The sequence below is a fragment of the Psychrobacillus syltrankelensis genome, assembly GCF_055454035.1.
In genome coordinates this window covers 2405005-2425377 of sequence record NZ_CM144227.1, presented here as the reverse complement: position 1 = coordinate 2425377, position 20373 = coordinate 2405005, and the positions used below count along the sequence as shown (strand labels likewise).

General features: G+C 36.4%; 24 protein-coding genes. 16 read left to right on the top strand and 8 right to left on the bottom strand.

Translation table 11 applies throughout. The annotated features are described in order from the left end of the window. Positions 1-37 precede the first annotated feature (37 nt). The 3 genes from trhO to ACTSKG_RS11680 all read left to right on the top strand — a co-directional run bounded on the left by trhO (position 38) and on the right by ACTSKG_RS11680 (position 3049). Positions 38-994, top strand: a complete 957-nt coding sequence (gene trhO, locus ACTSKG_RS11690) for an oxygen-dependent tRNA uridine(34) hydroxylase TrhO (protein WP_464754798.1) — start codon at positions 38-40, stop codon at positions 992-994. Between the two features lie 287 nt (positions 995-1281). Continuing rightward, positions 1282-1728 (top strand): GNAT family N-acetyltransferase, encoded by a 447-nt coding sequence (locus ACTSKG_RS11685; RefSeq protein ID WP_464754797.1) that lies wholly within the window; start codon positions 1282-1284, stop codon positions 1726-1728. A 16-nt stretch (positions 1729-1744) separates the two neighbouring features. Continuing rightward, positions 1745-3049 carry a D-serine ammonia-lyase gene (locus ACTSKG_RS11680; RefSeq protein ID WP_464754796.1) on the top strand — a complete coding sequence of 435 codons (1305 nt, stop codon included), beginning with the start codon at positions 1745-1747 and terminating at the stop codon, positions 3047-3049. On the opposite strand, the gene ACTSKG_RS11675 is transcribed toward ACTSKG_RS11680, so the two are convergent. The 4 genes from ACTSKG_RS11675 to ACTSKG_RS11660 all read right to left on the bottom strand — a co-directional run bounded on the left by ACTSKG_RS11675 (position 3039) and on the right by ACTSKG_RS11660 (position 4577). Further along, complete coding sequence (locus ACTSKG_RS11675; protein ID WP_464754795.1) at positions 3039-3242, bottom strand: hypothetical protein; 204 nt, start codon at positions 3240-3242, stop codon at positions 3039-3041. The genes ACTSKG_RS11680 and ACTSKG_RS11675 overlap by 11 nt on opposite strands. Next, entirely contained in the window at positions 3235-3468 is a 234-nt protein-coding gene (locus ACTSKG_RS11670; protein WP_464754794.1) for a hypothetical protein, read from the bottom strand. Before ACTSKG_RS11670 ends, ACTSKG_RS11675 begins: the two co-directional genes overlap by 8 nt. Positions 3469-3773: 305 nt before the next feature. Next, entirely contained in the window at positions 3774-4220 is a 447-nt protein-coding gene (locus tag ACTSKG_RS11665) for an ImmA/IrrE family metallo-endopeptidase (protein ID WP_464754793.1), read from the bottom strand. Between the two features lie 12 nt (positions 4221-4232). Continuing rightward, entirely contained in the window at positions 4233-4577 is a 345-nt protein-coding gene (locus ACTSKG_RS11660; protein ID WP_464754792.1) for a helix-turn-helix domain-containing protein, read from the bottom strand. Positions 4578-4831: 254 nt separating this feature from the next. On the opposite strand from ACTSKG_RS11660, the gene ACTSKG_RS11655 reads away from it, so the two are divergent. From ACTSKG_RS11655 to ACTSKG_RS11620, 8 genes are all read left to right on the top strand, one after another. Further along, positions 4832-5029: an XtrA/YqaO family protein gene (locus tag ACTSKG_RS11655; protein ID WP_464754791.1), complete on the top strand. Its 198-nt coding sequence runs from the start codon at positions 4832-4834 to the stop codon at positions 5027-5029. A gap of 124 nt (positions 5030-5153) precedes the next feature. Beyond that, positions 5154-5630, top strand: coding sequence for a sigma-70 family RNA polymerase sigma factor (locus ACTSKG_RS11650; protein ID WP_464754790.1), 477 nt, complete (start codon positions 5154-5156; stop codon positions 5628-5630). A gap of 389 nt (positions 5631-6019) precedes the next feature. Then, positions 6020-6499 (top strand): phage holin family protein, encoded by a 480-nt coding sequence (locus tag ACTSKG_RS11645; protein ID WP_464754789.1) that lies wholly within the window; start codon positions 6020-6022, stop codon positions 6497-6499. 206 nt (positions 6500-6705) lie between these two features. Beyond that, the gene (locus ACTSKG_RS11640; RefSeq protein ID WP_464754788.1) at positions 6706-7395 is read left to right on the top strand and encodes an N-acetylmuramoyl-L-alanine amidase family protein; all 690 of its coding nucleotides are present in this window, start codon (positions 6706-6708) and stop codon (positions 7393-7395) included. Between the two features lie 146 nt (positions 7396-7541). Further along, the gene (locus tag ACTSKG_RS11635) at positions 7542-7931 is read left to right on the top strand and encodes a GntR family transcriptional regulator (RefSeq protein ID WP_464754787.1); all 390 of its coding nucleotides are present in this window, start codon (positions 7542-7544) and stop codon (positions 7929-7931) included. Beyond that, positions 7928-9034, top strand: coding sequence for a DUF1648 domain-containing protein (locus tag ACTSKG_RS11630; protein ID WP_464754786.1), 1107 nt, complete (start codon positions 7928-7930; stop codon positions 9032-9034). The genes ACTSKG_RS11635 and ACTSKG_RS11630 overlap by 4 nt, the downstream gene beginning before the upstream one ends. Before the next feature lie 105 nt (positions 9035-9139). After that, entirely contained in the window at positions 9140-9460 is a 321-nt protein-coding gene (locus ACTSKG_RS11625; protein WP_391206314.1) for a YbjQ family protein, read from the top strand. Further along, the gene (locus ACTSKG_RS11620) at positions 9460-9693 is read left to right on the top strand and encodes a hypothetical protein (protein ID WP_464754785.1); all 234 of its coding nucleotides are present in this window, start codon (positions 9460-9462) and stop codon (positions 9691-9693) included. Before ACTSKG_RS11625 ends, ACTSKG_RS11620 begins: the two co-directional genes overlap by 1 nt. Before the next feature lie 79 nt (positions 9694-9772). Here the strand turns inward: ACTSKG_RS11620 and ACTSKG_RS11615 are convergent, their stop codons facing one another. The 3 genes from ACTSKG_RS11615 to ACTSKG_RS11605 form a co-directional block, all read right to left on the bottom strand. Continuing rightward, entirely contained in the window at positions 9773-10477 is a 705-nt protein-coding gene (locus ACTSKG_RS11615; protein ID WP_464754784.1) for an SRPBCC family protein, read from the bottom strand. Next, positions 10461-10784, bottom strand: a complete 324-nt coding sequence (locus ACTSKG_RS11610; protein ID WP_464754783.1) for a metalloregulator ArsR/SmtB family transcription factor — start codon at positions 10782-10784, stop codon at positions 10461-10463. Before ACTSKG_RS11610 ends, ACTSKG_RS11615 begins: the two co-directional genes overlap by 17 nt. Positions 10785-11262: 478 nt before the next feature. Beyond that, the gene (locus tag ACTSKG_RS11605; RefSeq protein ID WP_464754782.1) at positions 11263-11703 is read right to left on the bottom strand and encodes a peptidylprolyl isomerase; all 441 of its coding nucleotides are present in this window, start codon (positions 11701-11703) and stop codon (positions 11263-11265) included. 635 nt (positions 11704-12338) lie between these two features. Between ACTSKG_RS11605 and ACTSKG_RS11600 the strand changes: the two genes are divergently transcribed. The 4 genes from ACTSKG_RS11600 to nhaC all read left to right on the top strand — a co-directional run bounded on the left by ACTSKG_RS11600 (position 12339) and on the right by nhaC (position 17313). Continuing rightward, on the top strand, positions 12339-13919 hold the full coding sequence (locus tag ACTSKG_RS11600; RefSeq protein WP_464754781.1) for a PhoX family protein: 1581 nt from the start codon (positions 12339-12341) through the stop codon (positions 13917-13919). 540 nt (positions 13920-14459) lie between these two features. Then, positions 14460-14654 carry a YwbE family protein gene (locus ACTSKG_RS11595; protein ID WP_464754780.1) on the top strand — a complete coding sequence of 65 codons (195 nt, stop codon included), beginning with the start codon at positions 14460-14462 and terminating at the stop codon, positions 14652-14654. Positions 14655-14678: 24 nt separating this feature from the next. Continuing rightward, positions 14679-15782, top strand: a complete 1104-nt coding sequence (locus ACTSKG_RS11590; RefSeq protein ID WP_464754779.1) for an amidohydrolase — start codon at positions 14679-14681, stop codon at positions 15780-15782. An 88-nt stretch (positions 15783-15870) separates the two neighbouring features. Next, on the top strand, positions 15871-17313 hold the full coding sequence (gene nhaC, locus ACTSKG_RS11585; RefSeq protein ID WP_464754778.1) for a Na+/H+ antiporter NhaC: 1443 nt from the start codon (positions 15871-15873) through the stop codon (positions 17311-17313). A gap of 601 nt (positions 17314-17914) precedes the next feature. On the opposite strand, the gene ACTSKG_RS11580 is transcribed toward nhaC, so the two are convergent. Next, positions 17915-19159, bottom strand: a complete 1245-nt coding sequence (locus ACTSKG_RS11580; RefSeq protein ID WP_464754777.1) for a transcriptional regulator — start codon at positions 19157-19159, stop codon at positions 17915-17917. Positions 19160-19249: 90 nt separating this feature from the next. Between ACTSKG_RS11580 and ACTSKG_RS11575 the strand changes: the two genes are divergently transcribed. Then, entirely contained in the window at positions 19250-20362 is a 1113-nt protein-coding gene (locus ACTSKG_RS11575) for a mandelate racemase/muconate lactonizing enzyme family protein (RefSeq protein WP_464754776.1), read from the top strand. The last annotated feature ends 11 nt before the right edge of the window (positions 20363-20373 follow it).

The window sequence follows — 20373 nt, the reverse complement described above, 5'->3', positions numbered from 1 at the left end:
ATCGAATGGACAAAATTTAATAAAGGTGGAGTAAAAAATGGACACACATGCATACAGAGTATTACTTTACTATAAATATGTCCCAATTGAAGATCCAGTAACATTTGCACAAGATCACCTTGCTGCTTGTAAAGAACTTGGGTTAAAAGGGCGTATTTTAGTATCAAACGAAGGAATTAACGGCACATGCTCGGGAACAGTTGAACAAACCGAAGCATATATGAACATGATGAAAGCGGACAAACGTTTCGAAGACATGGTGTACAAAATAGATGAAGCAGAAGGACACGCATTTAAAAAAATGCATGTACGTCCTAAGCAAGAAATTGTTCATTTAGGGTTAGAAGAGGACATTAATCCAAATGAATTGACTGGGAAATATCTTTCACCAAAAGAGTTCTTTGAACAAATGCAAGCAGAAGATACAATAGTAATCGATGCTCGTAATGACTATGAATTTGACCTAGGGCACTTCCGAGGGGCAATCCGCCCAGATATCCGAAACTTCCGCGATTTACCTGAATGGATGCTTGAGAATAAAGAAATGTTCGAAGGTAAAAAAGTGCTAACTTATTGTACAGGTGGAATTCGTTGCGAAAAATTCTCGGGCTGGTTAGTTCGTGAAGGCTTTGAAGACGTTGGGCAACTACACGGTGGTATTGCAACTTACGGAAAAGATCCAGAAGTTCGTGGACAACTATGGGACGGACAAATGTATGTATTTGATGAGCGTATTGCTGTTCCAATCAACCAAGTGGAGCATGTAGTAGTTGGAAAAGATCACTTCTCTGGTGAGCCGTGTGAACGCTATGTAAACTGTGCAAATCCTGATTGTAATGACAAGATTCTATGTTCAGAAGAAAACGAACACAAATATTTACGTAGCTGTTCAGATGAATGCCGCGTACACCCACGCAACCGCTATATTGTAGAACATAACTTATCCGAAGAAGAAGTAGAAGCAAGATTAGCTACTATTAAAGAAACTGTATAAGAATCACTGAAATCCCACGCTACTTAAATAGCGTGGGATTTTTGTGCTTTAATGAGAACAAAACTAAACTAGCTAACATCTCAAATACCACCGTCTATCCAGTATGGGCTTATTGTATTCACATTGTACGTTTTATATTAACTCTGAAGCCTACTGCATACATTATTTTATTACAGAATTGTTACTGGTGCCTGGCACCAGTAACAATTCTGTAATAAAGGGAATTTACGTGCTTGTAGCGAAGTTTAACTAGAGTTCGTTTTTAACAATAGAATGGGGGAACGTATATGGCAATCGAAGTGAAGAAAATTTCAGATTTGAAAGAAGTCGACGTAACCAAACTAATTCAAGAAAGCGAAAAAGAAGGATATCGATTCGTATCGAGACTAGCATCAGAATATGAGGATGGGACGAATAGGTTTAGTGAACAAGGTGAGGCTCTATACGGAGTTTGGGAAGACCACGAGTTAGTAGCTATTGGTGGATTAAATCGAAACATAACGGGTCCGGGGGAACAATCTGCTCGACTACATCGTTTTTATACTTTACCAGAACATCGTAGAAAAGGTATCGGAAGCGAGCTTTGTAAAGCCATATCCGAAGATGCGAAAGGACAGTTTAAAGAAATTACAACGAAAACTGAATCTGCTAAAGCGGATGCCTTTTATCGTGCCAATGGATTTGCATTTGAGGAACGATCACCTGACACTACCCATGTAATGAGTTTAGAATAGAAAAGGAATGACACAAATGAACAATCAACAACTATTAGAGAAATTTCCTTTAATAAAAAATATGCAAAATACCGAAGAAGTTATTTGGATGAATCCGAATCTATTAAACGCTGAAGAAGCAATAAAAAAAATAACCGTCACAAATGAAATGGTGCGAGATGCTAGCGATCGATTAGATCGCTTTGCATCTTATTTACAAATTGCTTTTCCAGAGACAGCGGAAGCAAAAGGTGTTATTGAGTCTCCCATTGTTGCTATTCCTGTAATGGCATCTGCAATGAAAAAAATATTCCAAACTGACTTTGATGGGGAGCTACTTTTAAAATGCGATAATGCTTTACCGATTTCAGGGTCCATTAAAGCAAGAGGTGGCATTTATGAAGTGCTTAAAATTGCGGAGACTTTAGCAATTCAAAAAGGGTTGTTGAAGGAGACGGATAATTACGCGGTTCTTTCAAATAAAGAGCTAAAACAGTTTTTTTCAGGCTATTCTATTGCAGTTGGTTCAACGGGAAACTTAGGCTTAAGTATTGGGATTATGAGTGCAAAGCTTGGTTTTCAGGTGACAGTCCATATGTCTAGCGATGCGAAACAATGGAAAAAAGACATGCTTCGTGCAAAAGGTGTAAAAGTTATCGAATACGCTTCGGACTATAGCATTGCCGTAGAAGAAGGTAGAAAGCAAGCAGAAAAAGATTCGACATGCTTTTTTATCGACGATGAAAATTCAACAGATCTATTTGTTGGATATGCAGTTGCGGCAAGTAGATTGAAAAAACAGTTGGAGCAGCAAGGGAAAAAAGTAGATGAGAAAAATCCCTTATTTGTTTATTTACCTTGCGGAGTTGGTGGCGGTCCAGGTGGTGTTGCATTCGGCTTGAAGTTATTATTTGGAGATCATGTCCATTGCTTTTTCGCAGAACCGACACACTCTCCTTGCATGCTACTTGGCCTTATGACAGGATTGCATGAAAAAATAGCTGTAAGTGATATAGGGTTAGACAATAAAACAGATGCGGATGGGCTAGCAGTTGGGCGACCATCTGGATTTGTAGGCAAAACATTAGAACAGTTAATAGATGGTAGCTACACAATAAGTGACGAAACGATGTATCGATTACTAACACTTTTAGTAGATACAGAAAAAATTCAGCTAGAACCATCTGCACTTGCTGGTATGACAGGACCTATTCATCTAGCTGAAAAAGGGTTTAACCTAAAGAATGCTACACATATTGTATGGGCAACTGGAGGAGGTATGGTTCCTGAACATGAGAAGGTAGCTTATTATGAAAAGGGAAAACAATATCTTAACTATTAGATTGATTTTTTGACTCTTCCAGTAGTTCTTGTTTCTTTTCTATTAATAAAAATGCTTCGTTTTCAAGTTTCATCATTTCGATGTCTAATTTTTTCTGTTTTACTTGATATTCTTTTACCATAGCATATGCTCCCAAACCAAGTGAACCTAATATGATTATGGGAAAAATGGAAAACACCAATATATCAACCATTATTTATCACTCCTTTAATTATATGTAGTATAACAAATAAAAAGTTAATAAACGATTCAATTTCATAATTAAAAATTGGATTATAAAACACGAACAATACTAAAGTTAAATGTGAGAATATGTAATTATATACTCTTATTAAATCAGCGTGATTTCCGCTATCGGCGGACGCTTTCCGCGGGATGAGCGATGAGCCATCACCGCCGCATATTGCTCCAATTGACAAAAAATATTATTTGGTTTTAATAATTAAATGCTATTTATGAAATTAACCCAAACATACTAACTAATTGGCTAGACAATAATGGTTGTATTTAGAGCAATTAATAGTCCCTAAATGTCTACTTGACTTTAGGGACTATTTAATCTTTCGTCAGGGGAAAGTTTAAAATAGTAAGGGCGGAGGAGATTTTTATATGAAAGTATTGGTAGTTAAAGTAATGTACGAAACTTTCATGAAAGAATTAGAAGGCAAATAAATACTTGGAGTTACTACATAACATTCAGCTACTAGTGTCTCTCCTAATTATTTTATAATTTTTTAATATCCAGTGGATCAAAAGTAATCTTATATTCTTTGTGTACCTTAAAAAGACCATATTTCTCGATATAATAATCGATCACACTTTTTAAGTATTCCGGAGTGATTTCAAGGTTAGTGCACATTTCCTCTAATGTAGTTTGGCCCATTACATAACAATCAATTAACTGGTCCAAAGAAACAATTTTTTCATAACCCCATCTACGTGCAATTTGCTCCAGTTTGATACTTCTCAAATCATTTAACTCAGTAATATCGCCGTAAGTTGTTTCGTAATGACCAAGCTCTTCTGCTAATATACAATGCTTCTCATATTTGTTTTTAAATATATCAATTTCAATTACGTTATCATAATATAACCCCGGTAGCCCCTTAGGTAATACCTTTTCAATTATTTTAATATGTGGGTATTCCATCATCAGTCGATCATATGTCATTTAAACACCTCATTAACCGCGCTGCGATTTAATAAACTCAATATACTTTTTAATATCTTTCATTTCTTCCTCTGTTACATCATCATCAATGTGGGCCGCGATAGTTTCGATATTTTTTTTCTCATCTGCTCTCTCTGGATTTACTTCACCTAAAAAGTATTGTCCTGGAACTTTAAAAAAATCTGCAAGTAACCGAACGAACTCCAATTTAGGATCAGCTTCTCCATTTTCCCAACGGCTTATTGAGCTTTTACTAATTTTACTCCCGTATTTAGCGTTTAAAGAATCTACTAATTGTTCAATTGTTAGTTCTCTGTTCAATCTAAGCTCTCTTAATAGTGCGCCGAAATTATTCACTGTTGTTATCTCCTTAAGTAGTATCTATAAGTAATATACTATTACTTAATTTCCGAAAGTGCAACTCTTAGTTCCGTTTTTGGAAATAATCATTGACATAAATCTAAAATAATAATATGCTAATGTTGTTCCATAAACGGAACTAATTGAAATAATATTTTATTAAAATTCCGTTTAAGGAAAATTCAGTAGATACTTATATCATTTCTAAAAACGAAATAACCGTCCAAACCAATTAATTAGGAGGGACTCTCATGAGAATGAAGGAATTAGAAATAGACTCCCAAGGAATCTTATATCTCAATACAACAGAATTGCCAATGCCCTGTGTAATAGTATTGAGTAAAGGGAAAGCAAAATTAACAGAGTTACCTCATTTTGCTGATACAACAATTAAGACACATCAAGGAAAAGTAGTACGTGTTAAATGGAATGAAGGAGAAGAGTTTTAAATTGTATAAAAAACAAAGTCCCACCAGTCATCTGGAGGACAACAAACGATTTCAGTGTTATTGCTGAGTCATTTGTTGTCCTCTTTTTATTTAGAAAAAAATAAGAGAATGAGAGGTAATTATAATGTTGAACTGGGCTGATAAATTAATTCAAGAGTATTCGTATCATAAAAAAGAACTGGAGCATTTAAAAGATAAATTAGATACAACGAATCCTAAAGACAATGCAGATCTCAAAATTATCAATAGCATGATTGAAGATATGTCCTATGCCCTTGAATGGATGAAGAAAGGTAGACGACCAGGTAATCTACATGGGGTGGATAAAAGATCTATATATCAGCGCCGAGCATTATTGGACATGGATTTATTTCCAACTATTGAATTGGATAAAAAGGAAAGTGTGTTAAGTGAAGAACAGAAAAATCAAATAATAAATATATTAGTTGAGTTGTCTCATAGAGAAAGACAATGCTATTTGATGCATATGGCATATGGTATGAGCCTCACAGAAATTGCAGAGGAATTGAATTTAAAGAAGCGAACAGTACAGCAATATATTGATCGTGCAAAGGATAAAGTCAAAATGCTCGTTTCTTGACGTACACTTGACGTATCTACCCACCTAGTAGTGAAGAGTATATTCGCATTAGCATTGTTGAGTTAAGAAAAACAGGCAGTATCGATGGATAGAGAAGCGGAGCAGCGTCCGAAATTGTATCTTCGGGCGCATTTAAAAGAGTAGGGCAGGGTATTATCTTTCATTATCCAAACTAAATGGATAATATCTTCAAATTCTAAGAGGGCGACGGACAAACATTCGCAACAAGATTACAGAATGAAAAGTGACGCAGTCAATTTTCGATCCATAATTCTAACAGTAATAGTGTAGCCCATGTTCGTCCAAAGCACTCTAGTAACGGTGAAGACCATATGCAACTAAAGGGCGCTTGCGCATTTCCTAGTATTGAAATTAAAAGAGGTGAAGAAATGGAAAAATGGTTATTTTCTGTGGATAAATTTTTTACATTGCTGTTTGGAGCATTATTCATTCCTATATTTGAATTTTTTTATGGTAAAGGTGAAGTCGTTATTTATACAATGACCACTCTTACCTTTTTTAATGTCATGGATTGGATTTCAGGCACTCGATCAGCCAAAAAAGATAATACATACGCAAGTAAATACGGAATTGATGGCATTTTTCGTACTTTATTTATATTAATGCTACCAGCCGGAGGGCATCTCATGGATATGATTACGGGAGTGCCCGGTGTATTCTTTGGAACTTTATCTTTTGGAGTTTTATATCAATTAATTCAATCAATGACTGCTAACTCAATCAGGGCTGGCTGGGGACAGTGGGTCCCAGAATGGCTATTAGTTAAGTTAACCGAATGGGTGAAAGAAGAAATTGAAACAAAGATTTCACATTCGTCCAAACACAAAAAAGATTTTAAAGACGAATGATTTAAAAGCGCATTAGAATCTTCCAAGCACAGAAATCGGAAAAGAAATTATTAGGTGTAAGTCAACTAGCAATGAATTATTTCTAACCAAAATATGCTGCCTTCGGGCGGCTTTTTCTTTTGAGGAGGTGATTGTAATGTGATATTCAATGGCGTTCAAGCAAGCATTCTATTCTAGCAATACAAAACTAATATGAGGTGATAATTATGGTAAAAGTATTTATTGATGCAGGACATGGTGGGACGGATTCAGGGGCAGTAGGAAATGGTTTACAGGAGAAAAATCTAACATTGCAAATTGCTAATAGAACGAAAGAAATTTTGCTTGCTGAGTATAACAATGTAAGTATTTTAATGAGTCGAACTGGGGATCAGACTTTGTCATTGCCTGAACGTACTAATGCAGCTAACGCTTGGGGGGCAGATTTCCTCCTTTCGGTTCACATTAATGCAGGCGGTGGGACAGGCTATGAGGATTATGTTTATCCTGGTGTTGGTGCACCTACTACAACCTATCAAAGTACAATTCATACAGAAATATTAAACCTTGTAAACTATACTGATCGGGGCAAGAAACAGGAAAACTTCCATATGCTACGTGAATCCAATATGCCAGCTATTTTGACGGAGAATGGGTTTATTGATAATGCGAATGATGCAGCAAAGTTGAAAACAGCATCCTTCATTGAATCACTTGCTCGAGGTCATGCGAATGGAATTGCGAAGTGCTTCAATCTCCCCAAAAAAAGTACAGCAGTTTATCATACTGTACTAAGCGGGGACACTGTTTATTCGCTAAGTCAGGCTTATGGAAGCACTATACAACAAATTAAGGATTGGAATGGACTGGATGCCAATTATACAATTCGAATAGGGCAAGTGTTGAGAGTGAAATAAGTAATAATTAGCCCTGCTCACTTAGGTGGGTAGGGTTTTTTTGTTGGATTAGCAAAAATAATTAGAATTCTTCTCTTCATGCTCTATCACATATAGAACAAAATGTGTTATATTATTGGTAGAACAAACGTGAATAGGAGGTAGTCATGTTTATAGAAATACAAACTAATTCCACTGTGCCAATCTATTTACAACTAGCTCAGCAATTAATTGAAGGAATGGTAAGAGGGGAATTAAAACCTGGGGACTCTTTACCATCTGTTAGAGCATTTGCAGCAGATCTTGGAATGAATATGCATACAGTGAATAAAGCATATCATTATCTAGAGGAAAAAGAGTTCATACAAATTGTCGCAAAATCTGGCGTTATTATACAACCAAATGGAATATCTAAAGCATCTGCGAACCAAAGACAACAAATAGCAGATCAAATAAGACCACTACTAGCAGAGGGGTTAGTATTAAAGCTTTCCGAAGAAGAAATGGTAGAAATGGTTCATGAGCTCATTCGAAACATTAAGGAGGGGGAAAAATGATTATCTTCTTATTTGGATTTATTCTTTTATTTATTACTGTACTACAAGCATTTACACCAAAATTTTTGAAGCAAACTGAAGTTTTTGGCGTATATGTACCAGAACAATATACAAAGGAAAAAACTATTGTATATTGGAAAAAAAGGTATATGAGTGTTGTTCTGATAACAGGGTTTGTCATTTTAATAGGGTATCTATTTTGGTCAATTACACAAAAACCGAATGAAGAAACACTAGCTCTTGTAAGTGTAGGAGTTCAATTTACGTCTCTTTTTATTAGCATCGGCTACTATTTCATCATGCATATTCGAGTGAAGAAACTAAAAGCAGAACAAGGATGGACAACAGGAAAAAATGAAGTACGCGTAGTTGATCTGCAATTTCAAGAAAAGCTTCGTTTAGTACCGCGAATCGTATTTATCATTCCGATGATTGTTACTATTGGTCTTATCGTGTATACATTTATGAAATATCAAGAAATGCCGAATATGATTCCTACACATTGGGGACCTTCCGGACAACCCGATGCATTTAGTGAAAAAACGTATTTCAGTGTTATTTCGATGCCGCTAATTTTGCTAGTGATGCAAGGAATGTTCCTCATGATGAGTGAAGGGATGAAGTTTTCTGGCGCTAAGATTAATCCTTCAAATAAAAAAACTTCCGTTGCACAGCAACTTGCGTTTCGTAAATATACAAGCTGGTTTGCATTATTCATCACGTTAATTACAACGTTTTTGATGGGGTATTTGCATTTACAGACGATTCATCCCGAAATTGCATCTCCATGGATTATGTTCACGCTTCCACTAGCCTTTTTAGTGATAACTTTTGTTGGGGTAGGTATTTATACAGTGAAGGTTGGGCAAAGCGGATCACGATTGAAAGTAGGAGGAACAAGTTCTAGTGTAGAAGATAAAATTGCAGTAGACGATGATAAGTACTGGAAAGGCGGATTGATTTACATTAATAAAGACGATCCAAGTATTTTCGTTGAAAAACGATTTGGAGTTGGTTGGACAATCAATTATGGTCGACCACTCAGCTGGTTTGTTCTATTTTTACCAATTATCATCATTTTAGTAATTGCATTTAGTTTATAAGTTATAATGCTTATATTTGACCTCTTCGGATGATTGTTACCTTTCTATAAGAATGGGGAAAATATAATAAGAAACCAATTAAAATAAAACCTGGAGGCGATTAATGTGTTAGTAGTAACAACAGAAAAAATTGAAGGCTATAAAATCGTTGAAGTAAAAGGCCCGGCATTTGGTCTAATTGTAAGAAGTAGAGGACTTGGCGGGGATATTATGGCAAGCTTAAAAGGATTAGTAGGCGGAGAAATCAAGCAATATACCGCTATGCTAGAAGATTCGAGAAAAGAAGCTATGGATCGTATGATTAAAAACGCTAACCAGATGAATGCCAATGCGATTGTCATGATGCGATATGATTCAGGTGAAATTGGTAAAAATATGAGTGAGATTGTGGCCTACGGAACAGCGGTAGTTGTAGAGAAACTATAATGGCAACCATAGTTGTAATAGGCGTCTATATTGTACAGATTATAGCAGTTCTCGTTTGTATTCTGCTTGGATATTTTATTTATGACAAACGATTTAAACGCAATCATGGAAAAGAAGTTCCTAAAGGTTTTGAGCAAACAAATGAAGTTAATTTGGACCCTGTTACGGGTGAGAAAACAAGAGTTTATTATAATTCCAAGACAGGTGAGCGTTTTTATAAAAATGAAAAGTAGCGACTAATAGATACTTTTCTTAACGCCACATAACAAAAAGCAGTTTCCATAGATTCGGAAGCTGCTTTTCTTGTATAGTTTAAGACGTCTTAGTTTGCCCAAAAGGTACTGTTTTCAAGGTGAATGTATGTGGAGATCCGTTACGATTTATATCAATACTTATTTCTTTTCCTGGACCAAATTCTGAAATGATTTTTTCAGCATCATCATAAGAGTATATAGCAGAATCATTTACATGTGTAATGAAATCTCCTACTAAAATATAAGTATCTGCTGGTGTATTCGGTTCGACTTTCACGACTTTTGTTCCCGATACCTCATCCAATCTGGATGTTCGATACAAAACACCGATCCAACTCTTCCAAAAATTCGTTCGTAAATCAATATTGTCTTCAAATACACTTTTTAAGTTCAGCATAAATTGATATGTCCCAAATAACATATTTTCCATTTGCATTAAACCAATATCTCCTGCCCAAGAACCCGTATACTCTATACATACTAAAGAGCCTTGATTTTGAGGGCTAATTGTCCAAATAGTTAAATCACCATCTTCCCCTTGAAGCATCAACTTTTGGTTTTCTTCCAATTCTAAAATGATTCCGACGTAACTAACGCCCCAGCCATAATCGAGACTAACCTTACCGCCTGTTTTAATGTCAAGCTCACAGTTTCTCGTTTCCCATTTGTTTCGTTCCTCACAAATCGTCAAAGCTCTCCAAACTTTTTCTGGAGAAGCCTTGATAAAAATTTCTTTCTTCACTGAATTAATTGTTTTCTCCACTATTTTCCTCCTCTAAATAGTTTTTTAGTCTTCCTAAATTATTTTCTAGAATATTGCCAAGGTCATCTTGAACTTTTTGATAATGAAGTTTAAATACATCTGTCTTTAATCGATAGACACAGTACTTTCCATCTCTTCTCTCTGCTATCAAATTTTCCTCTAGTAGAATGGAAAGATGCTTCTTTATAGCAGGTTGAGAGATAGCAAAAAGAGCCACAATATCGGATTGTGTTAATTCTTTATTGGACAATGAAGTTAGTATTTTTCTACGTATTGGGTCTGTAATTGCCCGATAAATATCCGTCATAAAAGCCTCCGAATCATATAACCTTTTGGTTATATGATAATAATATTAAATATTCAGTTAATTGTAAAGTGTAAAAAAACCACTTCCCTTTATTGAGGAAGCGGCAAGTCTTTTGGAAACTGCTTTTCATTTATGGCATGCTATTACTTGTTTTCCGAAGCTTACCGCTCGTTTTCCGCGGACGAAGAATCGAGCCTCTCATCGCTCGCTCCTGTTGGGTCTCGATTACTCCGCTTTCCCGCAGGAGTCGAGCGGACGCTTCACCAAACAACACAAGAAATTGCAACTTCTGTTCTGATTCCTTCGGGGTCTTTCGCTACAAATCAAGGAATGTTCCACAATCATGTAAAAGCATCTAAAAAATGATTAGAGAAAATGAATGAAAAATTAAAAGGCTTCAAGAATTATGACATTCAAGAAACCTTTTGTTTTTAATCTAACCGCTTCTTCTATTGAAGGAAGCGGCAAATAGTCATTTTTATTCTGCGTCGAATACTTCTACTTTTTCCATTTTAGCGCCGTTTTTCATAGCTTTTGCTACTTCAAGACCACTTGTTACTTTACCAAAAACAGTATGAACACCATTTAAATGTCCTTGTGGTTCGTGCACGATAAAGAACTGGCTAGAGCCTGTATCTTTACCAGCATGAGCCATTGAAAGGCTACCAGCTTCGTGTTTGTGTGGGTTGCCTGCAGTTTCACATTTAATTGTTTTACCGCTTCCACCCATACCTGTACCAGTTGGGTCGCCACCTTGACTTACAAAACCAGGAATAACACGGTGGAAAACTACACCGTTATAAAATCCTGTGTTTGCTAGTTCTTCAAAGTTTGCTACTGTGTTTGGTGCTTCATTTGGAAATAAATCAAATTCGATTTTATCCCCAGAATCCATTAAAATATATCCTTTTTTCGACATTTAAAACACTCCTTTTTCAAATAAATCCTTCACTAGTATAGCATGTGTTTTGTGTATTTTCCAAAAACAGTTGCAGCCCAAGAGTTTGATGTGCATTCATGAAGAACTGCCCCCAAAAAGACCACTACTTGATAAACTTTCAACATTGAATCTACTACTTTTACTTCTAATTCTTCAGTACATGACCAAAAAAACATTGATTTTGAGAATAAATACACTGACTGTTTAACAGAACAAAGACTATCATGGTGTACCTAAAACGAAAAGTAGTTATCGGACGATTAAAATTAGGATTCGTTTAAAAGAGTGTGCAAATATACGTGTAAAGCATTTTCAGCATACTCCATCGTAACAACAATAGAAATGATAAATAAAAAAGGGAATTTTATTAAAAGATAATCTATAAGTAAGGGAAGAACTGCTCATTTGCTGATAAAATGCCCTCCCAGTGCCTTGGTTAATGGAGAAATGACAGTTGATTTAATTAGTGGCTGTTACAAAAACAATGATGATACGAGATACTCATTCAGCATCCCAATTTCCCCATTAGAATTTGGTTTTAAGAAATAAATTTTTATCGTTGCTCATATATATAATCGATTACGTATAAGTATTTTGAGAAAGGGAGTTTAGTTTTGACATATTATTATAAACCCTATTATCAGCAGTGTGTCAGAAATATATATGAACAATATCCATACGTTCCGCAGGCGCTTGGTTTTGGGAAGTTTTGTAGGAACAGGTTCTCACAGTTTAGTCCAATCGGACATTCAACGCTAGATCAGCTTATTCTTCCTGTAGGCTACAAGTACGATATTGTAGCGACTTGGGGACAGGATTTAGGGAATGGTGAAAGATTCGGGTTTAATAATGATTTCACCTGTTATTTTGGAAATGACCCAAATGAAGGACTCCTTTGGGTCAATCATGAGTACATTGGAAATCTTAGCATTTTCGTCAGTGGTTACAAGGAAGAACCGAACGGACCAAAAAGGTCACCGCAGCAAATTGCTGTGGAAAAATATAACCTTGGCGGATCAGTCATTCACATCCGAAAAGGAATAGAAGGAAAGTGGTCAATTGTCAAAGACTCTCAATTTAATCGGAGAATTACTGCCAATACGCCAATAAATTTAACTGGACCTGCTAAAGGGGATAGAGAAGTTGGTGGGGTTACTCAAGTCATCGGTACATTTGCCAACTGTTCGGGTGGAAAAACACTTTGGAATACGGCTTTTTCTGGAGAAGAAAATTATGCAGAGATAGTTCAGGATTGGTCGAAGACACCAGGGGTTCCAGCGTTAAATCCTACTCATTATGGATGGGTGGTTGAAATTGACCCTTATGATCCTAAATCCACCCCTAAAAAACATTCAATGCTCGGTAGGTTCGCGCACGAGAATGCAGTGATGACACTTGGGAAATCTGGTAGGGTGGTCGTATATAGTGGTGATGATACCAATGATCAGTGCATTTATAAATTTGTAAGTGATGACGTTTATCGACCTGAAATAGGGACTCAGAATAGTAGTCTCCTTGAAAAAGGAACACTATTTGTAGCGGATATGGGGGCAAATAAGTGGATTGCTCTTGACCTTAATAAGACACCTAAATTAAGAGATAAGTACAAAACACAGGGGGAAGTGTTGGTCAACACGCGAGATGCCGCAAAACTCGTAGGGGGAACCCCTCTAGATCGTCCGGAGGATATTGAAATTCATCCCCGAGATGGCTCTGTTTTTATTGCTTTCACAAATAATATAGAGCACGGAAACTATTATGGGCAGATATATCGCATGTTCCCAGAAGACAATAACCATGAGAGTACCTCATTTGGATATGAAATTTTTATAGCTGGAGGTCCGCAAAGTGGTTTTGCCTGTCCAGATAACTTAATGTTTGACCAATCAGGAAATTTATGGGTCTGCACTGATATCGCTTCTGATAAGATCAATAAAGGAGCGTATAGACCATTCCTTAACAACGGATTATATATGATTCCGACAGAAGGGCCTTACCGTGGTAAAGCAATGCAATTTGCATCTGCACCAGTAGAGGCGGAATTAACTGGGACATGGCTGGCTCCTGATGGTGAAACACTTTTTATGTCTGTCCAGCATCCGGGTGAAGAGAGTGTAGATGTTAATAATCCTACTAGTAGGTGGCCATTTGGTGATATTCCAAGACCATCCGTAGTTGCGATTACAAGACAATAAAGGATTTATTTTAAGTGAATTAGAAACATAAGTTTAAACGCATCAGTTTTATATCCTACTAAGAAAGTCAGTCCCATAAGGAAACTAAGAGGATAAAACCTCGAATCATCAAAACGTTATGTATTATTGACTACCTTCAGTGAAAACAGATCCATTCTAACCATGAGAGATCGCTGAAAAACTTCAATTTAAACTTTTTCTAGTTACTTGCTCATTTTTATTACCTACTAAAAGGATTTAGTGCGGCGGCAAATATTTTTTGCGAAGAGTAACCGTAGGAGCATGAGACTCACACGGAAAGCGAATGCCAAAGCGCTAAATCCGTGAAGTAGCTATTAATAATTTATTTGCAAACTATTAGAATGACACTTTTTCAGTGCCCTATTTTTTGTTACCATTGTTTAGAACAAAAATTGTCCTGAATATATGATGAACCTTATATTGCATAGAAAAAATAAAGATACATATTAAAGTGTTGGTTTTACAAAATGGTGTATGTATAGCACGAAAGTGGTACGATACAAAAAGAGGTGAATCCATATGAATGGACAAAATAGAAAAGATGTTAAACCTGGACTAGAAGTATATATCATATTGAAAAAAGACCAACGAACAGGTGAAAAAACAAAAGGTATTGTAAAGGACTTATTAACGAATTCGTCCTTTCATCCACATGGCATAAAAGTGCGATTAACGGATGGACAAGTAGGTAGGATTTGTGAAATTATAGGGTAATTTGAAAAAAGGAGTGTAAGTTATATGCAAACAGAATCGCAAATATTACAATGGTTTAATCATTTTCATGAACATCCAGAAGTGAGCTGGAAAGAACACGAAACAACGAACAAAATTGCAGAAATATTGGACGAGCTTCAAGTGCCGTATCGTCGTTTTGACGATGTAACAGGTCTACTAGCAGAAATTGGAGAAGGAGAAGAAGTCATTGCAGTTCGTGCAGATATAGATGCACTTTGGCAAGAAGTTGATGGAGTATTTCGTGCAAATCACTCATGTGGACATGATGCCAATATTTCGATGGTATTGGGAGCTTTATTGCTAATAAAAAATGAAAAACTGAACAAACGTATCCGCTTTATATTCCAGCCTGCTGAAGAAAAAGGTAACGGAGCAAATTCGATGATTGATAGAGGAGCACTTGAAGATGTAACTCATCTATTCGGTGTACATTTACGACCAATTGAAGAGCTTCCATTCGGAAAAGTATCTCCAGCAATTCATCACGGAGCGGCAATGTTCTTGGAAGGTCAAATTAAAGGAATTGATGCGCACGGTGCACGTCCACATCAAGGTAAAAATGCAATTGATGTGACAGTAGCAATTCATCAGGCTTTAAAAAACCTATATTTCTCACCATTTGAAGCGTATTCTGCAAAACTTACAAAAATACAAGCAGGTGGAGAAAATGCAAATATCATTCCAGGTACTGCAACATTTTCAATCGATGCTAGAGCTGCAAAAAATGACATATTATTTAAAATGAAAGACCAAATAGAAAAAGACTTAGAAGCATTACAAAATCTATTTGATATAGAAATTGAGTGGGAATGGCAGGATATCACACCAGGGGCAGAGGTTTCAATGGAAGCAACTGCAATCGCAAGACAAGGGATTGTGGAAGTTGTAGGTACTGAGAATCTCGCAGAAGAAGTGATTACATCAGGAAGTGATGATTTTCATTTTTATACGATTAGACATCCAGAAGTAAAAGCTGCAATGATTGGGATTGGTTCGGATCTTGCGCCTGGATTACATCACCCGAATATGACATTTAATCATAACTCATTGTTTATTGGTGCCAAAGTAATTGCGCAAACGCTTTCAAATATTTCTAAAAAGGATTGACGAGCAACCATTTTGGCTTTATCATAACTCTATTAGCGACTATTAAACGTCAATTTAATTGCCGTAATAGTGCAAAGGGGGAAATGGTATGGAGGAAAACAAAAGCAAAAAAGTTACAAAAAAAGAGATGTCTCTAATTTGGGCTATAATACCTCTAATAGTTATGATCGGAAGTATGATTGTAGCGGTAGTTGGTTTGGATCAAGGCCCACATATTCCATTAATAATTGGTACATCTGTTGCAGCATTAGTTGCTTGGAAGCACGGATTTAAGTGGAATGACATTGAAGAAATGATGTATAAGGGGATTAAACTAGCATTACCAGCAGTAGTAATTATTATTTTAGTAGGCCTAACAATAGGAGCTTGGATTGGTGGCGGAGTCGTAGCCACAATGATATATTATGGCCTAAAAATTATTACACCAGCACTTTTCTTAGTAACAATTTGTATTATTTGCGGAGTTGTTTCGTTAGCTATTGGGAGTTCATGGTCTACAATGGGAACAATCGGTGTAGCAGGAATGGGCATCGGATTAAGCATGGGTATACCAGCACCAATTATAGCTGGAGCAGTTATTTCAGGTGCATATTTTGGAGACAAGATGTCGCCTTTATCAGATACAACGAATCTAGCAGCGGGCTTAACTGATACAGACTTATTTGTACATATTCGTCACATGTTTTATACAACCATCCCTGGTCTTTTAATCGCCATTACGGTATATGGAATCTTAGGATTACAATATAAAAATAGTAATATTGATCAAGAGAGTATTCAACAAACAATCTTCATGTTGGAGAAAAGTTTTGTTATCTCTCCATGGTTATTATTAATACCAATTGCAGTAATCGTACTTGTTGCTACAAAAGTTCCAGCAATACCAGCACTTGTAGTTGGAATTATACTGGGGTCTCTAGCTCAAGTGTTTGTACAAGGTGGTAGCTTGTCAGAAGCTATCGGAGCACTTCAAAGTGGTTTTGTTATCGATACAGGAAATGCTATGGTTGACGATTTATTTAATCGTGGTGGATTAGATTCGATGATGTATACCGTATCAATGACACTTGTCGCAATGACATTTGGTGGTATTTTAGAGTATTCGGGTATGCTTCAATCCATTATGAATCAAATATTAAAAGCTGCAAAAACAGCAGGCTCACTAATCGTATCAACACTAATTGCTTGTTTTGCGACTAACGCATCTTGTTCAGAACAATACATTTCAATTGTTGTACCTGCACGTATGTTCGCAAAATCCTATACAAAAATGGGTCTTAAATCTAAAAATCTATCAAGAGCTTTAGAGGATGGTGGAACACTTACTTCTGTCTTTGTTCCGTGGAATACATGTGGGGTATTTATACTTGGAACACTTGGTGTAGGTACTTTTGAATATGCACCATATGCAGTTTTAAACTTCGTTGTGCCAATTATATCTGTTATTTATGCTTTAACTGGCTTTACGATTCAAAAACTTTCACAAGCAGAAATGGTAGAAATTCAAAAGAGAGAAACAATAGAAGTTTAAACAAAAAGAAGCTGTCCAAAAAGTCGATCAGTAAAACGACTTGGAGGACAGCTTTTTTAAAAGAAAAAAAGCAACTAAAAACGTTGATCTAACAACTTTTCAATAGGGAGTATATAAATGAACAGGTTAATTTCCGATACAGGTGTACACTTTCTTACCTCTAGTCAAGAGTAATTTCTATAAAAAGTAAATTAGAGATAGTTAATCCATTCAACGAGTTGTTGCTCTCCGTTCCGGCGCTCGCTTTCCGCGGACATGGCTTGAGCCTCCTCGTTCGCTTCGCTACCTGCGGGGGCTCAAGGCTCATGCTATTCGGTAATAGTGTAGTGGATGTTTAGTCCAAAGCGCTCGTGAATGCAAAGGACAAGATGCACTTAAATGGTGTTTGCGGCTTTTTTAAAAAGCGAAAGACGGTGAATATTTTACATTAAATGGCACATAGTGACCAACTACATAAGTTCGAGACCAATTAAGTTGAAATCGAGACCAAATACACTGAATTCGCAACCAGTGTGAAAAAGTCGAGACCAATTTAAAGTTGGAGCTATTTATATAAAAGTCAAATCCTGGATAGTATACAGATTTAGCAATCTTTTTTTATTTACATGTAAGTCGGGAAATTTAGTTCGTAAATCGCACGCGGGCGTCCTTGTTGGTAGGTCATTTCTTCACCTACAATGCGAGCATACCCATGATCTACTAGTTTTTTCAAGATTCGTTCCGTTGTACGTCTACTTACTTGTAAATAGATTTCTAAATCAGAGGCAGTAAATTCAGTCGATTTATGAAAACGACTGAACTGCATCACCTTCGATAAATTCGCAGGACTTAGAGTTGTATCTTTCGCTAGCAGAGCGAGCTTTGGTTCATTTGTCTTTAGATTTACTTGTTTTTGATTGTTTGGATAAGGCCCTAACAATTCCTTTTGGTCAGTTATTAAGTAAGCAGTATTCTCCGTTGCGTAGGGTAGTGCATCACGAGCATTTTGTGTTGCCTCTATAACTGTTTTACCAAATCCAAATGCAATATATAGTGGCGAAGTAGCGAGTTCAAACCATGTTTCTAATGTATTGCTTTTCAATGCTTCCTGTATGTCGCCTTGTGTAGAATATAACACATATAAATTCTCTTCTGCTGACACGGCAGTTGCTTGTATAGATCCTGAAATTTTCTTTAACAGATCTTCTGACATCGATGCATTGTTGTTTAATTGTATATAGCCAACAGCAATTTTAGCGGATTGGCTCTTGGCAAGAAGTGCCATGGATTTCGTCTCTTCAATTCCTCTTAAAATGGAGCTTTTAGGGTCAATCATTCGAATGACAGAAATATTTTTTTCCTTTAATTCTTGATAAACTGCGTGAATACTAGTAATTGCTAAAGAGGTTTCACCGTTTTTTTGCAATTTGGAATGGAAAGAAACGACTTCTTGCAAATTAAAACCAGAATCAATTTGCATCATATATGGATGTTGTTCCGTTTCCGCTATATCCTCCAAAACACTATTTACACTTCTTGGTTCAATTAAGTCGATAGAAATCTTTTGGATAGGTATAGACTCAGAAAAGCAAATGGACAAAAGTGTAGTACTAATAGCAGTTTCATCTTGCCTTAAATAATTAGAAGGAACAGGTAATTTCTCTCTAGCTTCCTTCGCATAAATATATGGAAGGGAGCCGGAAAAAAACACAGCATCGCAGGGTTTAACTTTGGACACTATATCTATTGCTTCCATGGGTGTATTATAGATATAATAGTCTAGACGGATAGAAATTAGTTCATGTTCAAATTGCCTTAAATGCTCGATAAAATTGCTGGATCCTAAGACGGCAATACGTGTGATCATCCGTGCACCTCTTTTTTTAAATTTTAAACGACTATTTAACGACAACTATAACTGGAAATTAAAAACTTGTAAAGAGAGTAGGGAAATAAGATGAAAATAAAAGAAATTGATATTTATGCAATAAGATTACCATTAATAGAACCGTTTATCATTAGCTACCATACTTATGACGATATGCCTTCAATTATTGTAAAAATAACGACAGAGGATGGGCTAGTCGGATACGGAGAAGCTGTTGCGGATGAGCATGTAACGGGAGAAACGTGGGAAAGTACATACGCAATGCTTAAAAATACATTAGCACCTCTGTTAATCGGAAAAAATCCAATGGAATTTGAACGATTACATGAAATGATGGATAAAGCTGTTTATCAAGCACCAGCAGCAAAAGCTGCAGTCGATATTGCCTGCTACGATTTAGTAGGGAAAAAGCTTGGTGTCCCGGTTTATCAACTACTTGGCGGTCGCTATCATGAAAAATTTCCAATTACGCATGTTTTAAGTATCGGAACACCTGAAAAGATGGCGGAAGAAGCAGAAAAACGTATAAAAGAAGGCTATTCATCATTTAAAATGAAAGTCGGAACAGAAGTGCGAGACGACGTACAACGCATTCAAGAAGTACGTGCAAAAGTGGGAGATAATATTGCAATTCGTGTCGATGTCAATCAAGGTTGGAAAAACAGTGCTAATACAATTACAGCAATGCGACAATTGGAGCATGCTGGCCTCGATTGGTTAGAACAGCCAGTCATTGCGGATGATTTTAACGGAATGGTGGAAGTGAAAGAAAAAACAAGCACCCCTCTTATGATGGACGAGGGATTAAGAGGATTCCGAGATATGCGTGAACTGATTGAGAAAAAAGCAGCGCATAAAGTAAATATTAAACTTATGAAGTGCGGAGGTATTTACCCAGCCATGAAGCTTGCGCATATGGCGGAAATGGCAGGAATCGAATGTCAGATTGGATCTATGGTTGAGTCTTCTATTGGATCCGCGGCAGGTTTCCATGTTGCATTTTCTAAAAAAGCATTCACTAGTGTAGAATTAACTGGACCACTTAAATTCTCAAAAGACGTTGGTAACTTACATTATGACGTTCCTTTTATTAAACTAAACGAACGTGCTGGTTTAGGGGTAGATGTGGATGAAACAATTTTACAAGAGCTGACGGAGTTTTCTACGAAAGTTACAAAGTAAGAGGTGTTCAG